Origin of the sequence: Enterobacter ludwigii, from assembly GCA_023023105.1 — a bacterium.
GTDB classification, from domain to species: Bacteria; Pseudomonadota; Gammaproteobacteria; order Enterobacterales; family Enterobacteriaceae; genus Enterobacter; species Enterobacter adelaidei.
Map to the genome: position 1 here is coordinate 579,920 of CP083824.1, position 25,019 is coordinate 604,938.

Consider the following 25,019-nt stretch of genomic DNA (forward strand, 5'->3'; position numbering starts at 1 on the left):
CAATAATGATGATAACGACAACAACCGTATCGCTGAATGCAACCCGCCCGGTGCCGGTGATGGCGCGGATTTCCGCCCTGATCTGCCTGGTCCTGCTCAGCGGCTGTGGCTCCGTAAAACCGGAACCTTTAACCCAGGATGAAATCGCCGCACGCGTTAACAACGATCGCCTGAACATGTATCGCGATCAGCAGCCGCTTTCCGGCCCGCTGACCCTGTCAGACGCGATGGCGCGCGCGCTGAAATACAACCTCGACTACCGCCTGAAACTGATGGAGACCGCCCTGTCGCGCGGCCTGCTGGATGTATCGCGCCAGGATATGTTGCCCAAACTGATGACCGATGCCGGATATCGCTGGCGCGACAATGATTCCGGCGGCACCAGTATCGGTATCGAAGACCGGGTGGTCAGCCTGCGCCCATCCACCTCTGAGGAGCGCGACCATTACCTCGCCGACGCGACGCTTTCCTGGGACGTGCTGGATTTCGGGATGAGCTACTATCGCGCCAAACAACAGGCGGATAACGTCAATATCGCCGAAGAACGCCGCCGCAAAGTGCTGCAAAACATCGTACAGGAGGTGCGCGATGCCTGGTGGCGTGCGCTGGGGGCACAGCGTCTGCTGGATGAAGCCCAGCCGCTGGCGGAAAACATCCAGATTGCGCTGAATAAAACCCGTGAAGCCGAACGCGCAGGCATTTTGCCTCCCGTTGAAGGGCTGGAATACCAGCGCGCGCTGCTGGACGCGGTCTCGCTGTTAAACCAGAAGCGCCAGGAAATGCAGATGGCCAAAAGCGAGCTGGCTGCCCTGCTGAATCTGCCGCCGAACACCGACTTCAAATTACAGGACGTGACAAACCCGGCGCTGTCGCAGGTACCGACCCAGTTGGATAGCCTGGAGCAAATGGCGCTCGAACGCCGCCCGGAGCTGCGTGAAGAGGATTACAAAACCCGCATCGACGTACTGGAAACCAAACGGCAAATTGCCTCGCTGTTCCCCAACCTGAACCTGTTTGGTGGCATCAGCTACGACTCTAACCAATATCTCTACAACAGCAGCTGGATTCAGGGTGGCATGGGCGTGTCGATGAATCTGTTCAAACTGCTGGGAGCACCGGCCATCAACCGCACCAACGACGCCCGTCTGCAGACGGATGAAGCACGGCGTATGGCCCTGAGCATGGCAATCCTGACCCAGGTACGCGTTTCCGTTGAACGCTACAAGCTGGCAGTTTACGACCTGCAAATCGCGCAGGAATCCGCCCGCGTCGACCAGCGTCTGGCCAGTATCTCCCGCGCGAGCGCGAGCAATTCCCTGTCCAGCGAACTGGAGTCGCTGCGCACCCAGGCACGCTCCGTGGTCTCGCGCTTCCAGGAGGCCGCTTCTTATGCCCAGGCGCAGTCCGCCTATGGCCGCGTGTTGAACTCGGTGGGGATCGACCTGCTGCCAGAAACCGTGAAGAACACCGATCTCGCCAGCCTGTCGCAGCAAATTCACCAGAGCCTGGTCGCCGGAGAAAAACATGTCTTTACCCAGAGCGCCGATGCGGTGGTCACCCGTCATCCGGTGAATGTGACCCTTGGTCGCCTGCCTGCTGCCGTCAATAAAAATGTGATTTATCAATCGGTCACCCGCGTACTTAACACCAACCAACTGGTGGTGGGCAGTGGTCCGAACAGCTATCGCCTGGAGATGAATCTGAATGTGGGTCACGCCCAAAATACGTTGCGCGGTGTGTGGGATATCACCGTGGTAAACCCGCAGGGAGCGTCGGTGCTGAAACAGCACTACACCAGCTATTTGCCCAATGACGTGAACACCCGTTCCGTGAGTGCACTGGCTGAGGCTGCCGCGCTGTCCGTGGTGTCCGACCTGAATAAGTACGCAGGCGGTTCCACCATGGCGACGGCCAATAATCCCTAAGCAGGTACAGGTATGAAAAGACGTCATTACGACTGGCGCATGGGCGCCATCATCGCGCTGGCATTCAGCGCCAGCGCGCTGGCAGAGGATACGGCTCCGGCGGTCTCTGCCACCAGCACGGAACAGGCAGCGCCAGCGGTGGCGGAGCCGACAGCCGCGCCTGCCTCAACAGCAGAACCGGAACCTGCTACCGTCGCACAGGAACCCGTGGCAACGCCGGAATCTGCACCTGCGGCTGTCGCTCAGGAACCCGCAGTTGCCACGGAATCGGCCGCGCCCTCAGAATCCGTCACAACAGAGACGGTAACCACGCAGATAACCCCACCACCGGTCGCCGTTGAGAAAAGCGCCCCTGTCGCCGCCAGCGAGCCCGTGCCGGAGACCGCTGCCGTGGAACAAGGCCCGGCGCAGGTGCGTTTTCTGGTGATGGCCGATAAAGAGAGCCCGCTGTCGAGCGTGGTGGCAGGCCGCGTGATGCAGGTAAACGTACAGCTGGGCGATAACGTCGCAGCCGGAAAACTGCTGGCGACCCTCGATTGCAGCGAACTGAAAGCGCGTAAAGACGCGGCGGAGGCGGAATTCAGCGCCGCCCAGATCAAATACGAGGCCAAAGCCAAGCTGCAGGGGCTGGACTCAGCAGGGGCGCTGGAGGTTGGTCTGGCCGCCGCAGACGTCAACCGGACCCGCAGCCAGATTAAGATTTTCGACGCCCAGTTGGCACAGTGCCGCTTTACCGCGCCCTTCGAAGGCCGAATTGCCCGCATCTATGTCAAAGAGGGCCAGGGGATTGGCGCAGGCGCGCCGGTCATCGATCTGGTGGGCAATGGCAACCGCAAAGCCCGACTGAACGTGCCTTCAAGCTGGATGAACTGGCTGACGACCGGCGCCCGCTTCGATGCCGTGGTGGGTGAAAATGGCCAGCACTATCAGATGACCGTCTCGCACATTAGCGGACGCGTCGATGCGGTGAGCCAGACCATTGAGATCGAAACCCAGTTTGTCGATAACGTCAAAGAGATCCTGCCGGGCATGAGCGGGCGCGCGACGCCGGTCTGCCCGCAAGATATGCCGACCTGTGCCAGCGGGGCGAACCGTTCGTGAGTGCTTCGGTCTTCTATGCCCTGATGGGCCGCGTCAAAGCCGCACACAGCCCGGAAGAGCTGGGCTTTATTATCTGTAACGAAACGCGGGCGCTGGTGGACTACCGTCAGGCCGCGCTGCTGAAATATACCGCCACCGGGCGCGCCCAACTGGTTGCGCACTCCGGGCTGAGCGATACCGACCGCAATACCCCGTATGCCCTGTGGCTTGCCGCCGTGGCGAAAGCGATCGCGCCGCAGTGTGCCGCATTGCCGGAAGGGGCGCGGGTCATGTCGCTCAGCGCAGGCCAGCTCAGCCCATCGCTGGCGCAGGAGTGGGATGAGTGGCTACCGGCCCACGTCTGGGTTCTGGCGCTGGCCGGGCCGAATGGGCAACTTCACGCCCTGCTTATCCTGGCGCGCGACACCCCATGGCCGGTGCAACTGAGCGTCGAAAGCCCGGAATATACCCTGCTCCAGCTTGCCAGCCTGTACGGTTATGCGTGGTGGACGCTGGCGGCGCGGCCTTCGCGCCTGCAGCGCCTGCTGCCAACCTCCGTGCGAAAGCGTATTGCCCTCGTGCTGGTACTGCTTGTCGCCATTTTGCTGATCCCGATTCGCGAATACACCCTGGTGCCTGCCGAGGTGATTTCACTTAACAGCGAGGTTATTGCCGCCCCCAGCGACGGCGTGATCCGCCGGATGACGGTTGCTCCGAACACCGCCGTCACCGCAGGCCAGGTGCTGGCAGAACTGGATGACACGACCTTAAAAAATCGCCTGGCGATTGCCCAGGCAGAACTTGCCACCGCCGCGCTCAACATGCACCAGTCGTCCCAGCAGGCGATTGAAGATCAGAATGCCAGGGCCGAGCTGGCGCTGGCTGAGGGCAAATGGCGCGAGCAGAAAGTGCAGGTAGCCTCCCTGCAACGAGAGCTGGAAAAACTGTCGATTCGCGCCCAAAGCAGCGGCGTGTTTGTCTATAGCGATCCGGATGACTGGGCCGGACGCCCGGTGCAAACGGGCGAGCGTATTGGCCTGCTGGCTGACCCCACCCGGCTGGGCATCCGCGCCTGGGCACCGGTGGCGGAATCCACCAACCTGAATGCGCACGCCCCCATGACCGTCTTTTTGAAGGTCGACCCGCTGCACCCACTGAATGCACAGCTGGATTACGCCGGCTATGAAGCCGTAGAGGCACCCAACGGTGTCGCCAGCTATCTGCTGCGCGGTTCCCTGAGCGAACCCTCGGCGCTGGCGCGTATCGGCCTGCAGGGGACCGCCCGCGTAACCGGGGAGTGGAGCGTGCTGGGTTATCTTATCTTCCGTCGTCCACTGGCGACCGCCCGCGCCTGGTGTGGGTTCTGATATGCAGCCAATGACGGCGCTTTCCCCGGCAGCCACCCTGCCGCCGCTGCGCGATGAATTACACATCCACCCGGCGGGCAATAATCGGGACGGTTCCCCTGCCTGGCATCTGGCAGATCCGGTGCGTAACCTCTTTTTCCGCCTTGGCTGGCTGGAATTTGAGATGGTTCGCCGCTGGGCGCTGGGTAGCGCGCCTCAGATTGCCGAGGCCATCAGCCGGGAAACCACGCTGACGGTGGAAGAGGAGGACGTCACCCTCTTCCTGCGTTTTTTGCAACAGCAGCAGTTGTTACGCCACAGCAGCTTTAAATCTCGCCCCCCGCTGTGGAAACGCATTCTGCATGGCTATCTGTTTATTCGCCTGCCGCTGATTCGCCCGGAAAAAGCCCTGCGCCGCTTTTTACCCTGGGTCTGCTGGCTGTTCAGCGTACCTTTTTTGCTGGTAACGCTGCTTGCGGCACTTAGCGGGCTGGTGCTGGCGGCTCGCCAGTGGGATAGCGTACAGGCAGCGCTGCACGGGGCGCTTAGCTGGAACGGCGCGCTGGCGTTTGCCGTGGCGCTGATTTTCTCGAAATGCTGGCATGAGCTGGGGCACGCGTTTGTGGCAACCCGGCATGGCGTGCGCGTCGGCCATATGGGTGTCGCCCTGTTGGTGCTCTGGCCGATGGCCTATACCGATACCGGAGAGAGCTGGAAGCTGTCCCGCTCGCAGCACCGGCTGGCGATTGCCAGCGCCGGGATCGTGGCCGAACTGATGCTGGCAGGCTGGGCGACGCTGTTCTGGAGCTTTGCGCCGGAAGGAAACGTCAAAAACGCGCTGTTTTTTCTCGCCACCACCGCCTGGGTAATGACGGTCGCCGTTAACGCCAGCCCGTTTATGCGCTTTGACGGCTATTACATTCTGAGCGACTGGCTGGATTATCCGGCGCTGCATGAGCGCGCGGGCAACTGGGCAAAACGCTGGATGCGCGGGCATCTGCTGGGGCTGGACGATCCCCTGCCAGATAACGTTTCGCCCGCCTTTTCCCGCTTTCTGACCCTGTTTGCTTTCGCCACCTGGATCTATCGCCTGACGCTGTTTATCGGCATCGCGCTGGTGGTCTATCACGCGTTTTTCAAAGCGCTCGGCCTGGTGCTGTTTTTTATTGAAATCATCACGTTTGTGGTGCACCCCCTGTTTCGTGAACTGAGGATCTGGCATATGCGTCGCCAGGAAGTAAAACCCGCGCGGCTTCTGCGCCTGTGCATCATGTTGCTGGCCCTCGGGCTGACCGTGTTTTTGCCCTGGTCCAGGCAGGTGTCGCTGCACGGGGTGATGGAGGCGGGCGTCGCACAACCTGTCTATACCCCGTACGCCGCCCAGCTTGAGAAGGTGCGGGTAAAAGATGGAGATACGGTCACCGTCGGGCAGACGCTCTTTGAGCTGGTGGCCCCACTTCCCGGCGATGAAAAAGCAAAGGCGCAGGCGCTGAATCAGGCCTGGCAGGCCAGTGCCCGTGGCGCGATGGCGCTGAATAAAGACGGAGCAGCAAAACAGGTGCTCGCCGAGCAGATGGCGCGCCAGTATGCCACTCAGCAACAGGCCAGCGTCGTTGAACTGCAACGCCTGCAACTGCTGGCAACGCAAAAAGGGGTGGTGCATGACGTGGTTCAGACGCTGCACGCGGGCAGTTGGGTGTCGCCGGGTACCCGCATCGCCAGCGTGGTAGATCCGTATCACTGGCGGGTGAAAGCGCTGGTGAGCGAGACCGATTTGTCGCGTCTGCGCCCTCAGGCGAAGGCGAAGGTGTATGTCGAGGGGCAATGGCAGACAGTGCAGGGCACAATTGTCGCTATCGACCACGATGCGGTAAAACGCCTGCCAAACCTGATGCTGGCCCAGCCTCACGGCGGCCCCGTTGCGCTTAACCCGACGCTTGCAGCGAAGGAACTGCGCCCGGCGGCAGTCTGGTATCGGGTGGTGATTGAGGGAACGTCGACCCGGCCACTCACCCAGGAGCAGCGCGTGCAGGTGGACGTCAGCAGCGAGCCGCAGAGCTTCGCCCACGGCTGGATAAATAGCGCGATGTTGATGCTGATTCAGCAAACGGGGTTCGGTAAGGAGGGATAAGTGCCGTGCGGGATTGTCCCGGCAGTGTCTTTCTCGGCAAGGTCTGGGGGACAAATCCGCACCGCTCTCCCCTTGCTGTGAGGGATCCCCCCAAAAATGCGAGCACGTTCGGTCCCCTCTCCCTTGAGGGAGAGGGTTAGGGTGAGGGGGAAAAGCAGAAACCTAAGAAAAAAATACTTACGACGCCAGGTCGTCCCCTGCGGGCCATCTTCCAGCACGATACCCATCTCATTGAGACGGTCGCGCGCCGCATCTGCCGCCGCCCAGTCCTTCGCTTTACGCGCATCCAGACGCTGCTGAATCAAGGCTTCAATCTCAGCCACTTCGCCGTCATCCGCCTTTACGCTGCTTTGCAGGAAGACATCCGGCTCCTGCTCCAGCAGACCCAGCACGCCAGAAAGCTTACGCAGATGGGAAGCCAGCGCATTCGCCGCCGCCATATCTTCTGCTTTCAGGCGATTCACTTCACGCGCCATATCAAACAGCACGGAATAGGCTTCCGGGGTGTTGAAGTCATCGTTCATCACCTCGACAAAGCGCGCTTCGAACGCCTCGCCACCGGCCGCCGCGACAGATTTGTCGGTGCCGCGCAACGCGGTATACAGACGCTCCAGCGCCGAGCGTGCCTGCTTGAGGTTATCTTCGCTGTAGTTCAACTGGCTGCGATAGTGACCGGACATCAGGAAATAGCGAATGGTTTCGGCATCGTAATATTTCAACACGTCGCGCACAGTAAATAAGTTGCCCAGTGATTTGGACATCTTCTCGCGATCCACCATCACCATGCCGGAGTGCATCCAGTAGTTCACATACTCGCCGTCATGGGCACAAGTAGACTGGGCGATTTCGTTTTCGTGATGCGGGAACATCAGGTCCGAACCGCCGCCGTGAATATCGAAATGGTTGCCCAGCTGTTTGCAGTTCATTGCGGAACACTCAATGTGCCAGCCCGGACGTCCTTCGCCCCACGGCGATGTCCAGCTCGGCTCGCCCGGCTTGGACATCTTCCACAGCACGAAGTCCATCGGGTTACGCTTCACATCAACGACGTCCACGCGAGCGCCCGCCTGCAGCTGGTCAAGATCCTGGCGCGACAGCTGGCCGTAGTGTGGGTCCGTCGGCACAGAGAACATCACGTCGCCGTTATCCGCCACATAGGCGTGACCGCGCGCGATCAGCTGTTCAGTGATTTCGATGATCTCGTGGATATGGTGCGTCGCACGCGGCTCGCTGTCCGGGTGCACAATATTCAGTGCGTCAAAATCTTTGTGCATTTCGGCGATCATGCGGTCGACCAGCGCCACAAAGTTCTCACCGTTTTCATTGGCGCGTTTGATAATTTTGTCGTCGATATCGGTGATATTGCGCACGTATTTCAGCTTATAGCCGGCTTTGTTGAATAAATCAGATTTCGGGTAAGTCTCCCCCGTAGCGGGTTGTGTTTTCAGGCAATACGCACGCTTTCAGGCATACCTGCTTTCGTCATTTTGTTCAGCGCTCGTACCAGGGCCATAGCCTCCGCAACCTGACCATCGTAGTCACGCAGCGTCAGTGAATCTCCCAACAACTGCTTCATTCTGTACATTGCCGTTTCCGCTATCGAGCGACGATTGTAATCTGTTGTCCATTTCCACCGCGCATTACTCCCGGTCATTCGCTGATTAGCCACTGCACGGTTACGGTCTGCATATTCACCGGGCCAGTAACCCGCACCTTTTCGGGGAGGGATAAGCGCGCTGATTTTCTTACGCCGCAGTTCATCGTGACAGAGCCGGGTGTCGTAAGCGCCGTCTGCCGATGCTGCCCTGATTTTTCTGTGAGTCTGCCGGATAAGACCCGGGAAGGCTTCTGAGTCCGTCACATTGTTCAGCGACAGGTCTGCACAGATGATTTCATGTGTGTTGCTGTCAACTGCCAGATGCAACTTTCGCCAGATACGGCGGCGTTCCTGGCCATGTTTTTTGACTTTCCATTCGCCTTCACCAAAGACCTTCAGCCCGGTGGAATCAATCACCAGATGCGCGATTTCACCCCGGGTGGGCGTTTTGAAACTGACATTAACCGACTTTGCGCGCTTGCTGACACTGGTGTAATCCGGGCAGCGCAACGGAACATTCATCAGTGTAAAAATGGAATCAATAAAACCCTGTGCAGCCCGCAGGGTCAACCTGAACACGCGTTTAATGACCAGAACGGTGGTGATGGCGAGATCAGAATAGCGCTGAGGTCTTCCCCGTGATGAAGGCGTTGCCGACTCATACCAGGCCTGAATAGCTTCATCATCCAGCCAGAAAGTTATGGAGCCACGGTTGATGAGGGCTTTATTGTAGGTGGGCCAGTTGGTGATTTTGAACTTTTGCTTTGCCACGGAACGGTCTGCGTTGTCGGGAAGATGCGTGATCTGATCCTTCAACTCAGCAAAAGTTCGATTTATTCAACAAAGTCTCGTGCATGTGAACCACGTTGTATTTAATATTCTATTAAATATTTGTTTAATAGATTTATAATTTAATATTGTCCATTAATTAAGATTAAAACACTAGCAACCTCCTTGTAACAAAGCCGCTTGTGGCATGTCGCTTTGCTTACAGAAAGCCTTCTATTTGGTGTTTTTGCATGATCAATTTAGGCCATTTTGTCAGATCATCTTACAAAGACTACATAGCCAGCCACCTTCCTCCTCTAGTTCATATTCACGTTAAATTGTCAAGACAATTCAGGTGTCGATCTTTTGTCTGCACTTTCTGGTTTGGCAGGGCCAATATCTGACAAAAGGTCAACGTGTAGGGAGCATGGTGTGGAAAGAAATGAAACGAATGGTATGCAACTTGTCGATATGAAGTGGATAACAGCAACGCTGAAAGTCACTGATAAATGGATTTATAAGCAAATCCAGGATGGAAAATTCATGAAGCCAATAAAACTTGGCAGAAGCTCTCGCTGGAGGTTATGTGACGTAAACGAATGGCTGGAAAGTCGTGTGATGTGAATATGAAGGGGGTACGATGGCAATATGTTGCAGAAAAGGATGCAATTTAAATATAGATCCTGTCAGTTACGAGCACAAGGTCAGACTTTGTTATATTCATTTTAATAAACGAAAGGAGCTGAGTCATAGAAGAAACGTAAAGAAAGAAATTCGTTGTAAAGTTTGTGGTGCTGACTTTTCTGAAACTAGAAACAATAAATATTGTTCAAACAAATGCAAAGGGATCGGTATGCGAATCCTTAAGGAGGCTGACAAAATAGAAGTTTACCATCATTCTTACTGGCTAAACGTAGAGTGCTTTATTAAAAATAACCCATTGCAATTAAACTCGATTAACAGCTTAGAGGATATGGCAGAAATAATTAATTTATATAAACTTAAATCTCGGTTGCAGTTCGCATGTAGCCATTTCCTTGGGGGGGAAATATTATCTAAACATAAAAAAAACGAACATAAACTGATTCCTTTTATTAAGATTGATTTAAGCCATAAATATCCGAATTCTAAAGGTGGGATGAATGTGGTAGAAAATATCATGATTGCCCCTTCATTTATAAATAAAATGAACAAAGATAAAATTCCTGAAAATAATGCATTTCAAGAGTTTAATGGTAAAAGTGCAAACAAAAAAAGAAAAGATATTCGGTGTAGTCTTGTTAACGCCATCACTAAAAATTACTCAGAGGATGAGATAAATGCGATGTTTTATAAAATAGGAAAATTGCCAAGACTAAAAAATGGTCAAAAAAGAAACCTCGACGTCGCAGATACATTTAATCAGGTTATTATTTTTGAGTTATTAAAAAAAGAATGCAAGCGTTTAGAACTAAAAGATTATCTTTACTGTCTTAAATTTGTTGATGAATTTCTAAGAAATAAAACAATAAAATTTAGAGGGAGAAGAGTTACTTTTTTTCCATGTTATCTTGATATGATTTCACTTGCTTTTTTTCATGCATATCTCCGAGGAGATCCTGATTGTTTTTTGTCTAAATTTAAAGATTTTGTGAGGACGATGGACAATGGGAAAACAACAACGCGAAGAGTACGCGCACTGTTTTCTGTGCTTGCCATATCACGACGGTACTGTAAGAAATATTTCTCAATATCTAGTGCTAACCTAGAATCAACTAAAGATACAATATTAACTGTATATGCTAAGGTTTTTGCAGTTAAACCTTCTTATATCTCTGATGAAGGCTACCCACGGTGGATACGTTAAATACTATCTTGGTAAGGTGCGATATTATTATCATCAAGATTACCGTTAAGTATGTCCATGAAATAATCTATTGCGTTTTTTACATTGCGAGTGCCGTTATCTTGTGACTCAAGTGCATTATTTATTTCAGTGTTTGTGAGTATTTCATTTTTGTTTGCGCTGAGTATAATGGCATCAATTATAATAAAAACATCCAGCGCATTTAACTTTCTCTTAATGTTTTCAATTGCTAATATTTTATCTATATTATTTTGTACGGCGCGTGGATATTTTTTTCTTTCAATTTCAATTAACCCTTTCAGTTGATTGACAATGATCTCATCAGAATAACGAAGATCTAAACTAAGCCACAAGTTAGATAGGGCGATAGTATCATCTGCATAAGGATAGTTTTCTGGGATAGCTCTAACAATTGAATTATTGATTTTTTTTATTTCTTCCATCATTTCAGGGTTAACGCTTCTGCTATATGGGAAATCGTCAGGGGTGAAATCAATATATTTGTTGCAATGGTTGAAAAAACTAAAGAGCTCGGATGTAGTGTTATGTGCATTTTTCGATGCATTAAAAACATCAAGAAACGTCAACTTCTTTACTACCTGTCTGGTGGTTGGTCTAAAAGAAATAAGATCATTGTTTTTATGCTTTAAAATTTCCAAGTTTTTAATGCGTGCCGACAATGCCTCAAGCGCATCTCTGTGGTCAGAGTTATTCATGAATTTATTTCTCATTATTCTTTTTTTATTGTCTGAGATTTTTTTACCGTCAAAATCAAAAATGTTTTTCTCCGCACTCCTGACCGCACTTTCACAATCAAAAAACAACTTCCTGCAATAAAATGCATTTACTAAATCCTCTTTTGTGAAGGAGGATGTGAAGTTTGCATATATTTTCTTATGCTTTCTGATAAATTCAATTATCTCATCTTTAGGTTTTGATTGTTTATTCTCTTTCATACTTTCTCATGAAAAATTTAAATTTACTTCAAATATATATCATGCTCCTGAACCAAGCAAGTTTGCTTAACCATCAGAGGAATTAGGAAATGATGAGACACAATGATGAATTAAAGAAAATGTACTCTCCACTTTATTTACTGCCAAAAAATGTTGCCGTAGAAGTCATGAAACGCCTTAACGAAACTATCTGCTACCAGCCGGTGATTGGCATTATGGGGCTTTGTTGAATAAATAAGATTTCGTGCGAACGACCCTGTAGCTGGCTGGATTTTCAGGCAATACGCACGCTTTCTGGCATCCCAGCCTTTGTCATCCTGTTCAACGCACGCACCATGGCCATAGCTTCCGCTACCTGACCATCGTAGTCACGCAGCGTCAGTGAATCTCCCAACAACTGCTTCATTCTGTACATTGCCGTTTCCGCTATCGAGCGACGGTTATATTCCGTTGTCCATTTCCACCGTGCATTGCTTCCGCTCAGCCGCTGATTAGCAACGGCACGGTTGCGGTCTGCGTACTCACCGGGCCAGTAACCTGCTCCTTTTCGGGGAGGAATAAGCGCGCTGATTTTTTTGCGGCGCAGTTCATCGTGACAGAGCCGGGTATCGTAAGCCCCGTCTGCCGCGGCTGCCCTGATTTTTCTGTGAGTCTGCCGGATAAGGCCCGGGAAGGCTTCTGAGTCCGTGACGTTATTCAGCGACAGGTCTGCACAGACAACTTCATGTGTGTTGCTGTCAACAGCAAGATGCAACTTTCGCCAGATACGACGGCGCTCTTTGCCGTGCTTTCTGACTTTCCATTCGCCTTCACCAAAGACCTTCAGCCCGGTGGAATCAATCACCAGGTGTGCGATTTCACCCCGGGTGGACGTTTTGAAACTGACATTAACCGACTTTGCCCGCTTACTGACACTGGTGTAATCCGGGCAGCGCAACGGAACGTTCATCAGGGCAAAAATGGAATCAATAAAACCCTGCGCAGCCCGCAGGGTCAGCCGGAATACGCGTTTAATCACCAGAACGGTGGTGATGGCGAGATCAGAATAGCGCTGGGGCCTTCCTCGTGATGAAGGCGTTGCCGACTCATACCAGGCCTGAATCGCCTCATCATCCAGCCAGAAAGTGAGGGAGCCACGGTTGATGAGAGCTTTGTTGTAGGTGGACCAGTTGGTGATTCTGAACTTTTGCTTTGCCACGGAATGGTCTGTGTTGTCGGGAGGATGCGTGATCTGATCCTTCAACTCAGCAAAAGTTCGATTTATTCAACAAAGCCCTGGTGATGTCTACGCGACGCGCGTTCACCCTCGTGAACAACAGCTGATTATCTTCGTCGAACTCCACGCCCACAAGGTTACGTGAAATCCCCATAGACCAGGCCTGTTCCACCAGGTTCCAGCGAGCATTGGTTTCAAAGGCGAGGTTTTTATACTGCAGGCGTTCGCCCAGTAAATAAAAGTTATCCGTCAGGCGGATCCCGTTGTTGGTTTTGCGCTCATCAAGGAAAAAACGTTTATCGATCTCGCCCTGGTTCACGTAGTGAAAGGCATCAATCACGTTGTTAAAACCAAGGCGCACCGTCGCTTCAATGAGCTGGGCGTGGGTGATTTCACCTCGGTTGAACTTCAGACAGGTTTCCAGAAATTGGCTGCTGCGGGAGGTGATCTGTTTTGGCGCATGTTTCAGGTGCTCGCAAAGATAGCGGCTGAACGGCACAGCAAGCTGGTCGAGCGTAATCAAATCGCTGCCCGTCTTATCCACTTCATACAACGCCGACGCCAGCGCAAATTTGTAAGATGCGACGTTCCTTCCAAAGAGGATCACACCACGCCAGTAGTTCTCAAGCGTCGGATCGGCCTGATAAAATTCCATCGATGAAGTCCTGTTACGGTTGGCTGGGCAGGGCGTTACTAAAGCCTGTAACAGGATCACATAACAAAATCAGGGTGATGTAAATCGTTAATCTATAGGTTTGATGAATTTTTGTGGGATCTGAGAAGAAGGGCTGGATGCGACGGATTTGTCGTTAAAGGCAATTTAGCGAAAGAATAGAATTCTGGATGAGGAAAATAAGACTGATTTTCAAGACAGCGATTTACCAGTATCCCCCAAACCCATTCCCTAATCCCCCTCGTATTTCCCAACTTTACCTGTCGCAAAACCGCTGTATTTATATTCAGTTCTGTATAATAGGCAGCAGTAATTACGCCAGTCGGAAAAACGCCTTTTCATGGGAATGTCCTCATGTGGCTTATGAAGACATTACTAACATCAGGGCGCAGGTCACTCTGCCAGCGGTTCGGTCTCGCCCCTGAGGGTACATGGTCAACTTGATAAATCTAGCTTCCTGACACACCTCTGATGTTACCGCTTAACGGCCTTACACGTTGTCTTACCACCAACGGGCTATTGTCTGAAAATCAGAGGTCTCTCGGAAGAAAACCTTCTTATGTCCGATTGCGTAGGAGTACGATAAGCCAACAAATCATTATAGATAAAAGGGTTATCTATGGCTCTACATGGAAAGTTCGTAATTAATGATGCGTACTACTCCCCGTTATCGTTTCCTGGTATAGGCACGTTTTTAGCATTCTCTGGTAATGGTGCTTACCGTAATCGTGGGGCATGTGGAATGATCCCCAAAGAGGGGCCAGTACCAGCGGGTAAATACTGGATTGTTGACCGCCCTCAAGGTGGACTCAAGTCACAGCTAAACACAGTGGGAAGAGACATTTATAATCACTTCGCCAATGGTGCAACATTCAAACATTCTGAATGGTTCGCATTATGGCGTGATGATTGGGGGATCGACGATTACACATGGATTGAGAGCGTTCAGCGTGGCAATTTCCGTTTGCATCCAGGCGTACTATCAGAAGGTTGTATCACTCTCCCACATGATTCTGATTTTGCCATGTTGCGTAATGCTCTGTTGAGAAGCCAGAGAATAGATGTTCCTTGCATGAGGAAGCTACAGGCTTACGGCACGATTGAGGTGATCTCCAATGGCAAAACATGCCCTTAGTTTATTCATCAAGATAGTGCTGTTCGCTGTTGTTGTACTGATCGTTGCTGAAATGGTTCCGTATGATGGATTAGTTAATTCTATTACGGGGCTTTTCGATTTCCAGAGCGCCGACAAGTTTACCCGCTTCATTTTGGGTGAACCTGATTTAGAAGTTTGGGAATCGTTAGACGGCTATTTTAGCATCTTAATCAATACATTAATCAGCGTACCTGTCATGAGCGCCATTACCACGGCGTACAGTGGCGCGACACACAAAGTTAGTCCAGCAGGCATCCCCAGAGAGTGGTTCAGTTCCACATTGCGACGGTTAGCTAAAATCTTCGGGTTTACCTTCCTGTTTTGGGCGTTGTTTCGCTTGCTGCCTTATCAGTCTTTATTCCCAGATCAAACGTATTCAAATTTCACAATGGCGGCGATTGTAGGCTTTCAGTTGCTCTTAACGATTGTTTGCTACTGGTTCATCACGAAGAAAATCACAACTAAAAGGAGTTTGTAAAATGCCTATTCCGGCTTACATGTGGCTTAAGGACGATGGCGGCGCAGACATTAAAGGAGCAGTAGACGTTCAGGATCGTGAGGGGAGTATAGAGATTGTTGGCTTTAGTCATGGTCTGAACATTCCAGTAGACAGTGCCAACGGGAAGATTACTGGCAAGCGTTCACATTCTCCGATGATGATTGAAAAGGAGTTTGATAGCTCCAGCCCGTATCTATACAAAGCCGTTGCCACCGGTCAAACGTTGAAAAGTGCGGAGATTCGCTGGTATCGCATTAACCATGCAGGACAAGAAGAGTGCTACTTCGTCATGACCATTGAGGGTGTGAAAGTGACGGGCATTAACCCAGGGATGCCAAACGCTAAAATGGCAGGAAACTCGCAAATCAACCACATGGAATCTGTTTCCCTGATGTATGACAAAATCACCTGGCGTTATGTTGATGGTAACGTCCAGTATACGGACGATTGGAACGTAAGAGCCTAACAAATAGAAAGGAGGCATTGAGTGCCTCCTCTTTATTAACGCTTATCCTCTCAAGGGAGCCTGTCCGTAATGCTGTGTAACTGCCATCGTATTAAAGGTGATCGCTCAGTCGGTCACCGAACTTGATAATAAAACGACTCATTGCCAGCCCGCAGATAAGCGAATGGTTGCTCTGAGGTCCATGCGGCCACTCACCTTATATTCTGATAGTCCTCGCTGCGTAATTTCCCTGACCCAACCCTTTTCCTGAATCCACCTCGCAAATTCCAAATTTCCCCCACCCAAAACCGCTGTATTTATATTCAGCCCTGTATAATGGTCACCGGAAATTACGCCGAACGGCAAAAGGAAGTATCAACGAGAATTTAACGAGGAATTCGCGATATGAAGGTGCTGCAACACCCCCATACCGCTAACCACAACCAACTAAGATGGAGTTGAAAATGGCTGCGACGAATTTTAAGCCAGAGTTTACTGTTTGCAAAACAGAATCAGACGCTTTCACCGGTATGATTGAAAACCGCGAGCTGGTACGCAAAAACAGCGCTCGCCGACTTCACGGCAACCAGCTCAATGCGGCGCCCGTCCATCCGCGAGCGGAGACGCCGCAGGACAGTGCCGCTTGCTGCGAACTCTATGCGCGCATAGACATGAAATACCTTCTTCTGGGCGGTGACTGGTTAACCCGAGCGGGCTTTATCGACGGCATGCCGGTAAAAATCCGCGCCATGAAAGACTGCATTGTGATTACGCCACAGCATACAAGAGAATTATGGGGATGCCTGGAAGGGATGAGCGTGGTGAATATTAATAAGCAGAAAGTCGACCAGTGGTTAAAAACGTTTCCGGGAGCGCTGAATGATACGGGTGATGTTCCGGTGATTAAGCGTGGGAGTGGGAAGGCCGTTTAAACTAAAGACTAACTAGTGCGGGCATATGAGCACATGCCCGCACTATGCCAAAAGTCATTCAATAATGATGTACTTGTTCTTTCACTGCCTTAACCAGTACAGCATGGAGTTCGCCAACGGTTAAATCGCGTATCACAGGTTCGGGTATGCCACGTAGCTTGCGAATCAAACGGCAGATACCAAAGTAATCTATGCCCTCGGTGCTAAAAAGAAACTCATTTTCAGCGAGAGAAAAAGTTTTCTCATAGCCATCTTCTTCAGTAACGAGCGTAACGCCAAAAGCTGCCTCGCAGTCTTCAATCAGGGCATCGCCATCCATGCCGCAGATATCAAGGTCAGCTTCGATTAGGGTGTTCGCATCAATGTGCTTGCGATGATGTCCAGAGGACTGGCGTACAATCTCAATGACCTGCGAAAGAGTGGGGTTCATTATGTTGGATTCCTTGGGTAAAGAAATAACACAGAAATTTGTCAATAGACCGCGTTAATGCCTGGAGCTTATTATTGATGGAGCCCAAAAAAACAAAATAACCCATGCAAACATCCCAATAATTTTCATCGGCCAGGGCTCTAATACATCCAGACACACAATTGCCCCAATAACTAATAGCGGACCTTCTACAATTTCAATTATCCCCGCTAAAACATTTAACCTATGAGGAAGTACACGATTTAGTAATGCCACAATGAGGTGTGCGCTACCTAGTATGATGGTTATTGCGATTGTGCGGTCCTCCAAGTTATCAAAACTAACAAAAGAAATGAGACATGTAGCCAGTATATAGCCACAAAATAATATATTCAGAATATAAATAATAAACTTGCTCATAGTGTTTGCCGCGACGCTTGAAATATAAAGAGTCTATGAATATAGTGCTCTCACCAGAATGACAAACGACATTGGCTAATAATGCATTTCAGAATTTATTGCGCCTCGCTGATTTCCGTAATAATCGAGTTAGCGGCTTCATGCTATTCCCACGCACTCCGCCGCCCAACCTCAATCAACTCACCCCATTAAAACACCGGCACCCCCAGCCCAACCTTCACCTCCCTCAACGTCTCCTGCGTCACCTCCTGCGCCCGCTCCGTGCCGCGCTTCAGCATCGCCATCAACTCCCCCTTATTCTGCATATACATCGCCCTCCGCTCCCGCATCGGCGCAATCAGCTCCTGCAGGCACGCTTCCAGCTCGTTCTTGCACGCCCGGTCACCCAGCCCGCCCGCCTGATAGTGCGCCTTCATCGCCGCCACTTTGTCCTTCTCCGGGTGAAACGCGTCGAGATACGTAAACACCACGTTCCCCTCAATCTGCCCCGGGTCGCTCATCTTCAGGTGGTTCGGGTCGGTGTACATGGCGCTGACCGCACGGTGAATCGTCTCTTCGCTGGCCGAAAGGTGCAGCGTGTTGCCCAGCGATTTCGACATCTTGGCGCTGCCGTCGATGCCGGGCAGGCGGCTGGTGTCGCTCAGCATCGCCTTGCAGTGGCGCAGCACCGGGGCGGGCAGCAGGCTGTTCATCTTGTGCACAATCTCGTTGGTCTGCTCAATCATCGGCAGCTGGTCGTCGCCGACGGGCACGCACTCGGCCTTGAACGCGGTGATGTCCGCCGCCTGGCTGATGGGGTAGGCCATAAACCCGACCGGCAGCGAGCGGGCAAAGCCCTTCTGCGCAATCTCGTTTTTCACTGTCGGGTTACGCTCCACGCGGGCGACGGTGACGATGTTCATATACAGCATCGTCAGCTCGGCGAGGGCGGGCAGGGCGGACTGCAGGCAGATCGTGGTCAGGTTCGGGTCGATGCCGGCGGCGAGGTAGTCGGCCAGCACTTCGGGGATGTTGTCGCGGATCTTTTGCGGGTTGCTACCGTTGTCGGTCAGCCCCTGCAGGTCGGCAATCAGCACAAACTGGTTGTGCGTCTGCTGAAGCGCCACGCGCTGGCGCAGCGATCCGACGAAGTGTCCGAGGTGCAGCGGGCCGGTTGGGCGGTCGCCGGTGAGGATGGTGGGTGCGTTCATAAAGACTCCTTAATGTGCAATTGCCGAAAGGGGTCTTAGAAATGTGAAAGCCGCCTTTCGGCGGCTATCTGAAAATGGGGAAAACTACTCCGTGCCGCCTTTAAGAAGGCAGCCACCAGCGGTTTACGGTGAGCACGGCGTGGTTTATGTTCATCTCTTTACCGTATCACGTCCGGCGCGAAAAACAAAAGGGCACGTCATGCTGCAATCACTCAACCACCTGACCCTCGCGGTCAGCGACCTGCAAAAAAGCGTCACCTTCTGGCACGAGCTGCTGGGGCTTGCGCTGCACGCCCGCTGGAATACCGGGGCCTATCTCACCTGCGGTGACCTGTGGGTCTGCCTGTCGTACGACGAGGCGCGCCAGTACGTGCCGCCGCAGGAGAGCGACTATACCCACTACGCGTTTACCGTGTCGGAAGAGGATTTTGAACCGCTCTCGCAAAGCCTTGAGCAGGCGGGCGTCACCGTCTGGAAGCAGAACAAAAGCGAGGGGGCGTCGCTCTATTTTCTCGACCCGGACGGGCACAAGCTGGAGCTGCACGTGGGCAGCCTCGCCGCGCGGCTGGCGGCGTGTCGCGAGAAGCCATACGCGGGCATGGTCTTTACCTCAGACGAGGCTTGAGGCGCGCACCTTCAGCCTGCCCGCCAGCGTCACGTGCGTGGCGGCATCTTCCTGATTGCACAGGTACTCCACCGCGAGCCGTCCCAGCTCGCTGTAGGGCAACTGGATACTGGTCAGCGGTGGGGTGAGCTGCTCGGAGATCTTCTGGTCGTCGTAGCCCGCCAGCAGCATGTCCTGCGGAATGCGCACGCCGTTCACCGCCAGCGCCTGATAGCAGCCAATCGCCAGCCAGTCGCTGGCGCAGAAGATGGCGTCCGGGCGCTCGGCCAGCTCCAGCAGCGAGGTTGTCGCGGTAAAGGACTCGCTGAACTGCCAGTTGGTCTGGCGCACCAGGCTGTCGTCGCACGCTAATCCGGCCTGCTGTAGTGCCGCCTGGTAGCCAGCCAGCCGCTGGCGGGAGGCTTCCATCCAGCTCTCCCCGGTGATGTGGGCGATGCGCGTGGCCCCGCAGGCGATGAGATGTTTCGTCACCTGGAAAGCGTTGGCGTAGTCGTCCGGGATAAACGACGGCAGCAGCGGCGAGCCGGGGTCGCGCTGGTTGAGCAGCACCAGCGGGATGCGGGTGCAGTCCTGGAACGCCGTCATGTCCACCAGCGTGGTGACCGGGGAAGCAAGAATAATCCCGATGCAGTTGCGCTTCTCCAGCTGGCGGATGATGTTCAGCGCCAGCTCGATGTCGTCGCCGTAGTCGTAGACGGTGAGCAGGGTCTCGTTGCGCCACGCCGCTTCCCGCGCCTGGCTGATGGCATCGATAAACGGGTCGAAGCTCTGCATGGAGCTGACCAGCAGGGCGATCTCTTCCTGGTTGCGCGGGGCGTGAACGGCGGGGAGGCGGTCGTAGCCGAGCTCGGTGGCCACATTAATGACCCGCTGGCGGGTGTCGTCGCTAAGCTTGATGTTGCGGGACTGGTTAAGCACCAGCGATACCGTCGCCTGCGACACTCCTGCCGCCCGCGCAATATCGTTCATCGTCACTTTCGTTTTTCGCTTCATCCGTCCTCTCCCTTTCGCGACTTCGCATCATACCCTAACCGCACGCTTTAGCGCCGTCGATCACGTTTCTCATTCATCGAAGCGCGAACTTTGTGAGGGGCATCGCTTTTCTTCGTGCGAGAAATTGCGCATTTATCCTGCAACTAATATTTATTAGCTAAATATTATCAGTAAGAGGACGCGTAATGAAAGAGCAGTGGAGCAGGGAGCAGGCACAGGCGTGGTATGAACAAAAAGGCTGGCTGTGCGGGTTTAACTACCTGCCGTCGACGGCGGTGAACTGGACCGATATCTGGCAGGAGGAGACCTTCGATGCCGAAACTATCGAGCGCGAGCTGGGCTGGGCGGCGGACGCGGGTTACAACACCCTGCGCATCAACCTGCCGTTTATTGTCTGGGAGCACGACCGTGACGGGCTGATGGCGCGCATCGATCGGTTTTTGACGATTGCCGACGGTCACGGCTTCAGCACCATGCTGACCCTGATGGACGACTGCGGCTTCTCCGGCGACGAGCCGTATCTCGGCCCGCAAAAGTCGCCGGTGCCGGGCAAGCACAACAGCCAGGCAGCGGCGAGCCCGGGGCGCGACAAAGTGTGCGATCGCGACTGCTGGCCGCAGATTGAGCGCTATATCCGCGACGTTGTTCGCCAGTTTCGTGAAGACGGGCGCGTGCTGCTGTGGGATCTCTATAACGAGCCGGGCAACCGCGGTATTTTCGCGACGGGCACGCAGGAGGTGCAGTACGACGCGAAGCTGGAGACCTGCGCCCACGAGCTCATGAAGCTGGCGTTCCAGTGGGTGCGTGAAGAAGACCCAACCCAGCCGCTCACGGTCTGCGCGTGGCGAGTCCCGCCGGAAGAGGAGGGCGAGACGTTCTTCCAGCATCCGCTGGACCAGACCGCGCTGGCGCTCTCGGACGTGGTGAGCTTCCACGCCTACACCAACACCGGGCGGATGACGGCGATTATCCAGCAGCTACAGGCGCTCGGGCGCCCGCTGTTCTGCACCGAATGGCTGGCGCGCCACGTGGGCAGCACCATCGAAGAGCAACTTCCGCTGATGTACATGGCGAAAGTCGCACCGTATCAGTGGGGGCTGGTGCGCGGTAAAACCCAGACGTGGCTGCCGTGGCCGGTGGTGATGAAGGAGTCTACGGACTACTGTCGCCTCTGGTTCCACGACGTGTTCGAGGAAAACGGTATTCCGTTCTCGCGCCGTGAAATCGCGCTGATGCAGAAGTTTCGTCAGATCGCCCCGAAAGCACAGGGCTAATCATATTGACCCGGTGCCAGTCGCCGGGTAATCAGGTACGCACTATGGCAACGATAATGAAAATACCGTCTCGCGAGTTGTGGTCTTATTTTGGTTATGGTTTAGGTCAGTGTTTTAGCTTTGGTTTAGTGGGTTCGTTTATTAACTATTTTTACACCGACGTGCTGGGGATCTCGGCGCTGGCGGCGAGTACCATTTTCCTGATTGCCCGCGCGTGGGACGCGGTTCACGATCCGCTGTTTGCCAGCATTATGGACACCATTAACAGCCGGTTCGGCAAGTTTCGCCACTTTTTACTGCTTGCACCGCTGCTGATCACCGGCGTCACGCTGCTGTCGTTCTATAAAATCGAAGCGGACATGACCACCAAAATCCTCTACGCCGGGGTGACCTACATCCTGTGGGGGACGTTGTACGCCATCTCCGATATCCCGTTTTGGTCTATGTCGTCGGTGATGACCAACGACTCCGCCCAGCGCACCCGCGCGGTGACGGCGGCGATGCTGGGGGTAAACGCCGGGATTGCCTGCGCCAACATCTTCTTCCCGAAACTGGCGGCGTTTTTTGCCCAGCACAGCAACGATAAAGGCTACTTTATGGCGGCGCTGGTGATGATGCTGGTGGGGCTGCCGCTGATGCTCAACGGCTTTATGCAGATCAAAGAGCGCGTGCCGCCAAGCCCGGAAAAGGTGACGATGCGCGATACCTTCCACAACCTGCGCCAGAACAAGCCGCTGTTTATCGTCCTGCTGTCGTTCTTCTTCTGCGTGTTTCATAACGTGGCGGGCGGTCTGTATATCTACTTCTTTATCAACAACCTGGGCGACGGTAGCCTGCAAATGGCGATTGGCGTGATGGGGATTGTGGCGGCGGTGTTGTGCCTGGTCGCCCCGATGCTGACGCGCCGGATGCAGAAGCGGAAGCTGTTTATGATCCTCTGCGGGCTGGACGTGGCGGTGCGCGTGGTGATGTGGTTTGTCGGCTATCAGCAGGTGACGATGCTGTTCATTCTGCTCGGCCTGAGTACCCTGTTCGTGATGATGACCAACATCCTCACCTCGTCGATGATTGCCGACACCATCGAGTACGCGGAGTACCACACTAACAAGCGCTGTGCGGCGATCACCTTCTCCGGGCAGACCTTTACCGGCAAGATGTCGGTGGCGGTGGGCGGCGGGTTAATCGGCGTGTTCCTGACGATGATTGGCTACGTGCCGCAGGCGCAAATCCAGAGCGAGAGCGTGCTGTCTGGGCTGTTCTTCGGGATTTGCCTGCTGCCGGCGATAGGGTCGCTGATCCGAATGGGCTTTATGTCGCGCTTTACCTTTACCGAGGAGAAGCACGCGGAGATTTGTCGGCTGCTGGCAGAGCGCAACGCGTCTGTGAAAGCGCCGGATGGCGGCTGTGCCTTACCCGGACTACAAAACCAACCCTTGTAGGTCAGATAAGCGAAGCCCAAAAGGCTTCGCTTTTAATCGTTTGCACCGACAAGCTCAATCTGTGTTGCCGTTCGGAACCCGGTGCGGCAGCTGCAATCTTATAAACTCCCTCGCTGTCTGTCTCAGAGGACTTTGACCCGTAAAACAGGCTACACTCTGGTTTTGAGCGCGATAAGCTGAGGAAATAACAATGCACTACACACTGAAAGAAAGTGACAAGGATAAGGCCGAAGGGGCAAACGGCGCAGGCGCGCTGCAGCAAAAACTGCTGGAATCCCGTTCGATTGTCATCTCTGGTGAGATCAACCAGGAACTGGCGCAGAAAGTTATCACCCAGATGATCCTGCTGCAAAGCGTAAGTAACGATCCGATCAAACTGTACATCAACAGCCAGGGCGGCCACGTGGAAGCGGGTGATACCATCCACGATTTCATTAAATTTATCCGTCCGGACGTGCACGTCATTGGCACCGGCTGGGTCGCGAGCGCTGGGATCACCATCTTCCTGGCGGCGAAAAAAGAACACCGCTACTCGCTGCCAAATACCCGTTTCATGATCCACCAGCCGCTGGGCGGCGTACGTGGTCAGGCGACGGACATCGAAATCGAAGCGCGTGAGATCATCCGTATGCTGGATCGCGTGAACAAGCTGATTGCTGACGCCACCGGCCAGCCGCTGGAAAAAGTGAAAAAAGACACCGACCGTAACTTCTGGATGTCTCCGGCTGAAGCGCTGGATTACGGTATCGTGGGTAAACTGATTACTCATTATGACGAGCTGAAGCTCGATTAAGCGTTAAAATCGTGTATGTGTCGGGTGGCGGCTTCGCCTTACCCGACCTACGCGAGCTCGTTTGACCCATGACAAGTTCCCCCTCCACCGTCTCCCCTATAATCGCGCCTGTTTCCCCTCTCACTGGTGCTACCCATGGCGTATCAACTGAACCTGAACTGGCCGGAATTTCTCGAAAAATACTGGCAGAAAAAACCCGTTGTGCTGAAAAATGCCTTCCCGAATTTTGTTGACCCGATTACCCCGGACGAGCTGGCTGGCCTGGCGATGGAGCCGGAAGTCGATAGCCGTCTGGTGAGTCATTTCAACGGTAAATGGCAGGCCAGCAATGGTCCGTTTGAGCACTTTGACGGTCTGGGTGAAACCGGCTGGTCGCTGCTGGCGCAGGCGGTGAACCACTGGCATATGCCTGCGGCGGAGCTGGTGCGTCCGTTCCGCGTATTGCCCGACTGGCGTCTGGACGACCTGATGATCTCCTTCTCTGTTCCGGGTGGTGGTGTAGGCCCGCATATCGATCAGTACGATGTATTTATCATTCAGGGGATGGGTAGCCGCCGCTGGCGCGTGGGGGACAAGCTGCCAATGCGTCAGTTCTGCCCGCATCCGGCGCTGCTGCATGTCGATCCATTTGAGCCGATCATCGACGAAGATCTGGCTCCGGGCGATATCCTCTATATTCCACCAGGATTCCCGCACGACGGCTTTACCCATGAAACCGCGCTGAACTACTCGGTCGGTTTCCGTGGGCCAAATGGCCGCGATCTGATCAGCAGTTTTGCCGATTACGCGCTGGAAAACGATCTGGGGGGAGAGCATTACAGCGATCCGGATCTTACCTGCCGCGAACACCCCGGCCGCGTGGAGCAGTATGAACTCGATCGTATTCGCCAGATGATGATCGATATGATCAGCAAACCTGACGATTTCACGAAGTGGTTCGGCAGCTTTGTTTCTACGCCGCGTCACGAGCTGGATATTGCTGCTGCGGAACCGCCGTACTCAACAGAAGAGGTGCTCGATGCGCTGCAGGGCGGCGAAAGGTTATCTCGCCTGAGCGGGCTGCGCGTGCTGAACATTAACGGCAGCTTCTTTATCAACAGTGAACTGCTGGAAACGGTAGATGCAAAGGCCGCAGATGCGCTGTGCCGCTACACCGAACTCGGTCATGCCGAGCTGGGCGATGCGCTGAAAAACCCGGCGTTTGTCGACGAGCTCACCGGGCTGATTAACCAGGGATACTGGTACTTCGACGAGTAGTGCTGCACGGTTTTCTCCCTCTCCCTGTGGGAGAGGGCCGGGGTGAGGG

Annotated in this window: 22 protein-coding genes and 2 pseudogenes; 16 read left to right on the forward strand and 8 right to left on the reverse strand. The window is 53.6% G+C overall.

The window, feature by feature from the left end:
• Positions 1–5 precede the first annotated feature (5 nt).
• From LCD46_02675 to LCD46_02690, 4 genes are read left to right on the forward strand one after another with little or no spacing between them, the layout of a single operon-like run.
• Entirely contained in the window at positions 6–1,925 is a 1,920-nt protein-coding gene (locus LCD46_02675; protein UOY71262.1) for a TolC family protein, read from the forward strand.
• Positions 1,926–1,937: 12 nt separating this feature from the next.
• Entirely contained in the window at positions 1,938–3,026 is a 1,089-nt protein-coding gene (locus tag LCD46_02680) for an efflux RND transporter periplasmic adaptor subunit (GenBank protein ID UOY71263.1), read from the forward strand.
• Positions 3,023–4,372: an HlyD family efflux transporter periplasmic adaptor subunit gene (locus LCD46_02685; GenBank protein UOY71264.1), complete on the forward strand. Its 1,350-nt coding sequence runs from the start codon at positions 3,023–3,025 to the stop codon at positions 4,370–4,372. The genes LCD46_02680 and LCD46_02685 overlap by 4 nt, the downstream gene beginning before the upstream one ends.
• Position 4,373: 1 nt before the next feature.
• The gene (locus LCD46_02690) at positions 4,374–6,482 is read left to right on the forward strand and encodes an HlyD family efflux transporter periplasmic adaptor subunit (protein UOY71265.1); all 2,109 of its coding nucleotides are present in this window, start codon (positions 4,374–4,376) and stop codon (positions 6,480–6,482) included.
• Positions 6,483–6,658: 176 nt separating this feature from the next.
• On the opposite strand, the pseudogene cysS reads toward LCD46_02690, so the two are convergent.
• Together cysS and LCD46_02700 are read right to left on the reverse strand one after the other, a co-directional pair.
• Positions 6,659–7,870 (reverse strand): annotated as a pseudogene (gene cysS, locus LCD46_02695) (cysteine--tRNA ligase).
• 56 nt (positions 7,871–7,926) lie between these two features.
• Positions 7,927–8,895: an IS5 family transposase gene (locus LCD46_02700; protein ID UOY71266.1), complete on the reverse strand. Its 969-nt coding sequence runs from the start codon at positions 8,893–8,895 to the stop codon at positions 7,927–7,929.
• 408 nt (positions 8,896–9,303) lie between these two features.
• Between LCD46_02700 and LCD46_02705 the strand changes: the two genes are divergently transcribed.
• Positions 9,304–9,471: an AlpA family phage regulatory protein gene (locus LCD46_02705; GenBank protein ID UOY72878.1), complete on the forward strand. Its 168-nt coding sequence runs from the start codon at positions 9,304–9,306 to the stop codon at positions 9,469–9,471.
• Positions 9,472–9,487: 16 nt separating this feature from the next.
• Positions 9,488–10,693, forward strand: coding sequence for a hypothetical protein (locus LCD46_02710; protein ID UOY71267.1), 1,206 nt, complete (start codon positions 9,488–9,490; stop codon positions 10,691–10,693).
• Here the strand turns inward: LCD46_02710 and LCD46_02715 are convergent.
• Positions 10,690–11,649 carry a hypothetical protein gene (locus LCD46_02715; GenBank protein ID UOY71268.1) on the reverse strand — a complete coding sequence of 320 codons (960 nt, stop codon included), beginning with the start codon at positions 11,647–11,649 and terminating at the stop codon, positions 10,690–10,692. The genes LCD46_02710 and LCD46_02715 overlap by 4 nt on opposite strands.
• A gap of 89 nt (positions 11,650–11,738) precedes the next feature.
• Here LCD46_02715 and LCD46_02720 point away from each other — a divergent pair, with 89 nt between their 5' ends.
• Positions 11,739–11,879, forward strand: a complete 141-nt coding sequence (locus tag LCD46_02720; protein ID UOY71269.1) for a hypothetical protein — start codon at positions 11,739–11,741, stop codon at positions 11,877–11,879.
• 44 nt (positions 11,880–11,923) lie between these two features.
• Here LCD46_02720 and LCD46_02725 read toward each other — a convergent pair whose 3' ends face one another.
• A complete protein-coding gene (locus tag LCD46_02725; protein UOY71270.1) occupies positions 11,924–12,892 on the reverse strand; it encodes an IS5 family transposase in 969 nt (322 codons plus the stop codon).
• Positions 12,893–12,926: 34 nt separating this feature from the next.
• Positions 12,927–13,520, reverse strand: a pseudogene (locus LCD46_02730) (HNH endonuclease).
• A gap of 637 nt (positions 13,521–14,157) precedes the next feature.
• Here LCD46_02730 and LCD46_02735 point away from each other — a divergent pair.
• The 4 genes from LCD46_02735 to LCD46_02750 all read left to right on the forward strand — a co-directional run bounded on the left by LCD46_02735 (position 14,158) and on the right by LCD46_02750 (position 16,570).
• Entirely contained in the window at positions 14,158–14,673 is a 516-nt protein-coding gene (locus LCD46_02735) for a DUF2778 domain-containing protein (GenBank protein ID UOY71271.1), read from the forward strand.
• On the forward strand, positions 14,654–15,172 hold the full coding sequence (locus LCD46_02740) for a hypothetical protein (protein ID UOY71272.1): 519 nt from the start codon (positions 14,654–14,656) through the stop codon (positions 15,170–15,172). The genes LCD46_02735 and LCD46_02740 overlap by 20 nt, the downstream gene beginning before the upstream one ends.
• A gap of 1 nt (position 15,173) precedes the next feature.
• The gene (locus LCD46_02745) at positions 15,174–15,659 is read left to right on the forward strand and encodes an Hcp family type VI secretion system effector (GenBank protein ID UOY71273.1); all 486 of its coding nucleotides are present in this window, start codon (positions 15,174–15,176) and stop codon (positions 15,657–15,659) included.
• A 443-nt stretch (positions 15,660–16,102) separates the two neighbouring features.
• Positions 16,103–16,570, forward strand: a complete 468-nt coding sequence (locus tag LCD46_02750) for a type I toxin-antitoxin system SymE family toxin (protein ID UOY71274.1) — start codon at positions 16,103–16,105, stop codon at positions 16,568–16,570.
• Positions 16,571–16,628: 58 nt separating this feature from the next.
• Here the strand turns inward: LCD46_02750 and LCD46_02755 are convergent, their stop codons facing one another.
• Together LCD46_02755 and trpS are read right to left on the reverse strand one after the other, a co-directional pair.
• Complete coding sequence (locus LCD46_02755; GenBank protein UOY71275.1) at positions 16,629–17,000, reverse strand: hypothetical protein; 372 nt, start codon at positions 16,998–17,000, stop codon at positions 16,629–16,631.
• Positions 17,001–17,587: 587 nt separating this feature from the next.
• Positions 17,588–18,589: a tryptophan--tRNA ligase gene (gene trpS / locus LCD46_02760; GenBank protein UOY71276.1), complete on the reverse strand. Its 1,002-nt coding sequence runs from the start codon at positions 18,587–18,589 to the stop codon at positions 17,588–17,590.
• A 199-nt stretch (positions 18,590–18,788) separates the two neighbouring features.
• Here trpS and fosA point away from each other — a divergent pair, with 199 nt between their 5' ends.
• The gene (gene fosA, locus LCD46_02765) at positions 18,789–19,214 is read left to right on the forward strand and encodes a FosA/FosA2 family fosfomycin resistance glutathione transferase (protein UOY72879.1); all 426 of its coding nucleotides are present in this window, start codon (positions 18,789–18,791) and stop codon (positions 19,212–19,214) included.
• On the opposite strand, the gene LCD46_02770 is transcribed toward fosA, so the two are convergent.
• Positions 19,200–20,207, reverse strand: coding sequence for a LacI family DNA-binding transcriptional regulator (locus tag LCD46_02770; protein ID UOY71277.1), 1,008 nt, complete (start codon positions 20,205–20,207; stop codon positions 19,200–19,202). The genes fosA and LCD46_02770 overlap by 15 nt on opposite strands.
• Before the next feature lie 185 nt (positions 20,208–20,392).
• Here LCD46_02770 and LCD46_02775 point away from each other — a divergent pair, with 185 nt between their 5' ends.
• From LCD46_02775 to LCD46_02790, 4 genes are all read left to right on the forward strand, one after another.
• Positions 20,393–21,481 carry a cellulase family glycosylhydrolase gene (locus LCD46_02775; protein UOY71278.1) on the forward strand — a complete coding sequence of 363 codons (1,089 nt, stop codon included), beginning with the start codon at positions 20,393–20,395 and terminating at the stop codon, positions 21,479–21,481.
• Positions 21,482–21,525: 44 nt separating this feature from the next.
• Positions 21,526–22,920, forward strand: coding sequence for an MFS transporter (locus LCD46_02780; GenBank protein ID UOY71279.1), 1,395 nt, complete (start codon positions 21,526–21,528; stop codon positions 22,918–22,920).
• A 190-nt stretch (positions 22,921–23,110) separates the two neighbouring features.
• Positions 23,111–23,713 (forward strand): ATP-dependent Clp protease proteolytic subunit, encoded by a 603-nt coding sequence (locus tag LCD46_02785; protein UOY71280.1) that lies wholly within the window; start codon positions 23,111–23,113, stop codon positions 23,711–23,713.
• Between the two features lie 135 nt (positions 23,714–23,848).
• A complete protein-coding gene (locus LCD46_02790) occupies positions 23,849–24,970 on the forward strand; it encodes a cupin domain-containing protein (protein UOY71281.1) in 1,122 nt (373 codons plus the stop codon).
• Positions 24,971–25,019: the final 49 nt, after the last annotated feature.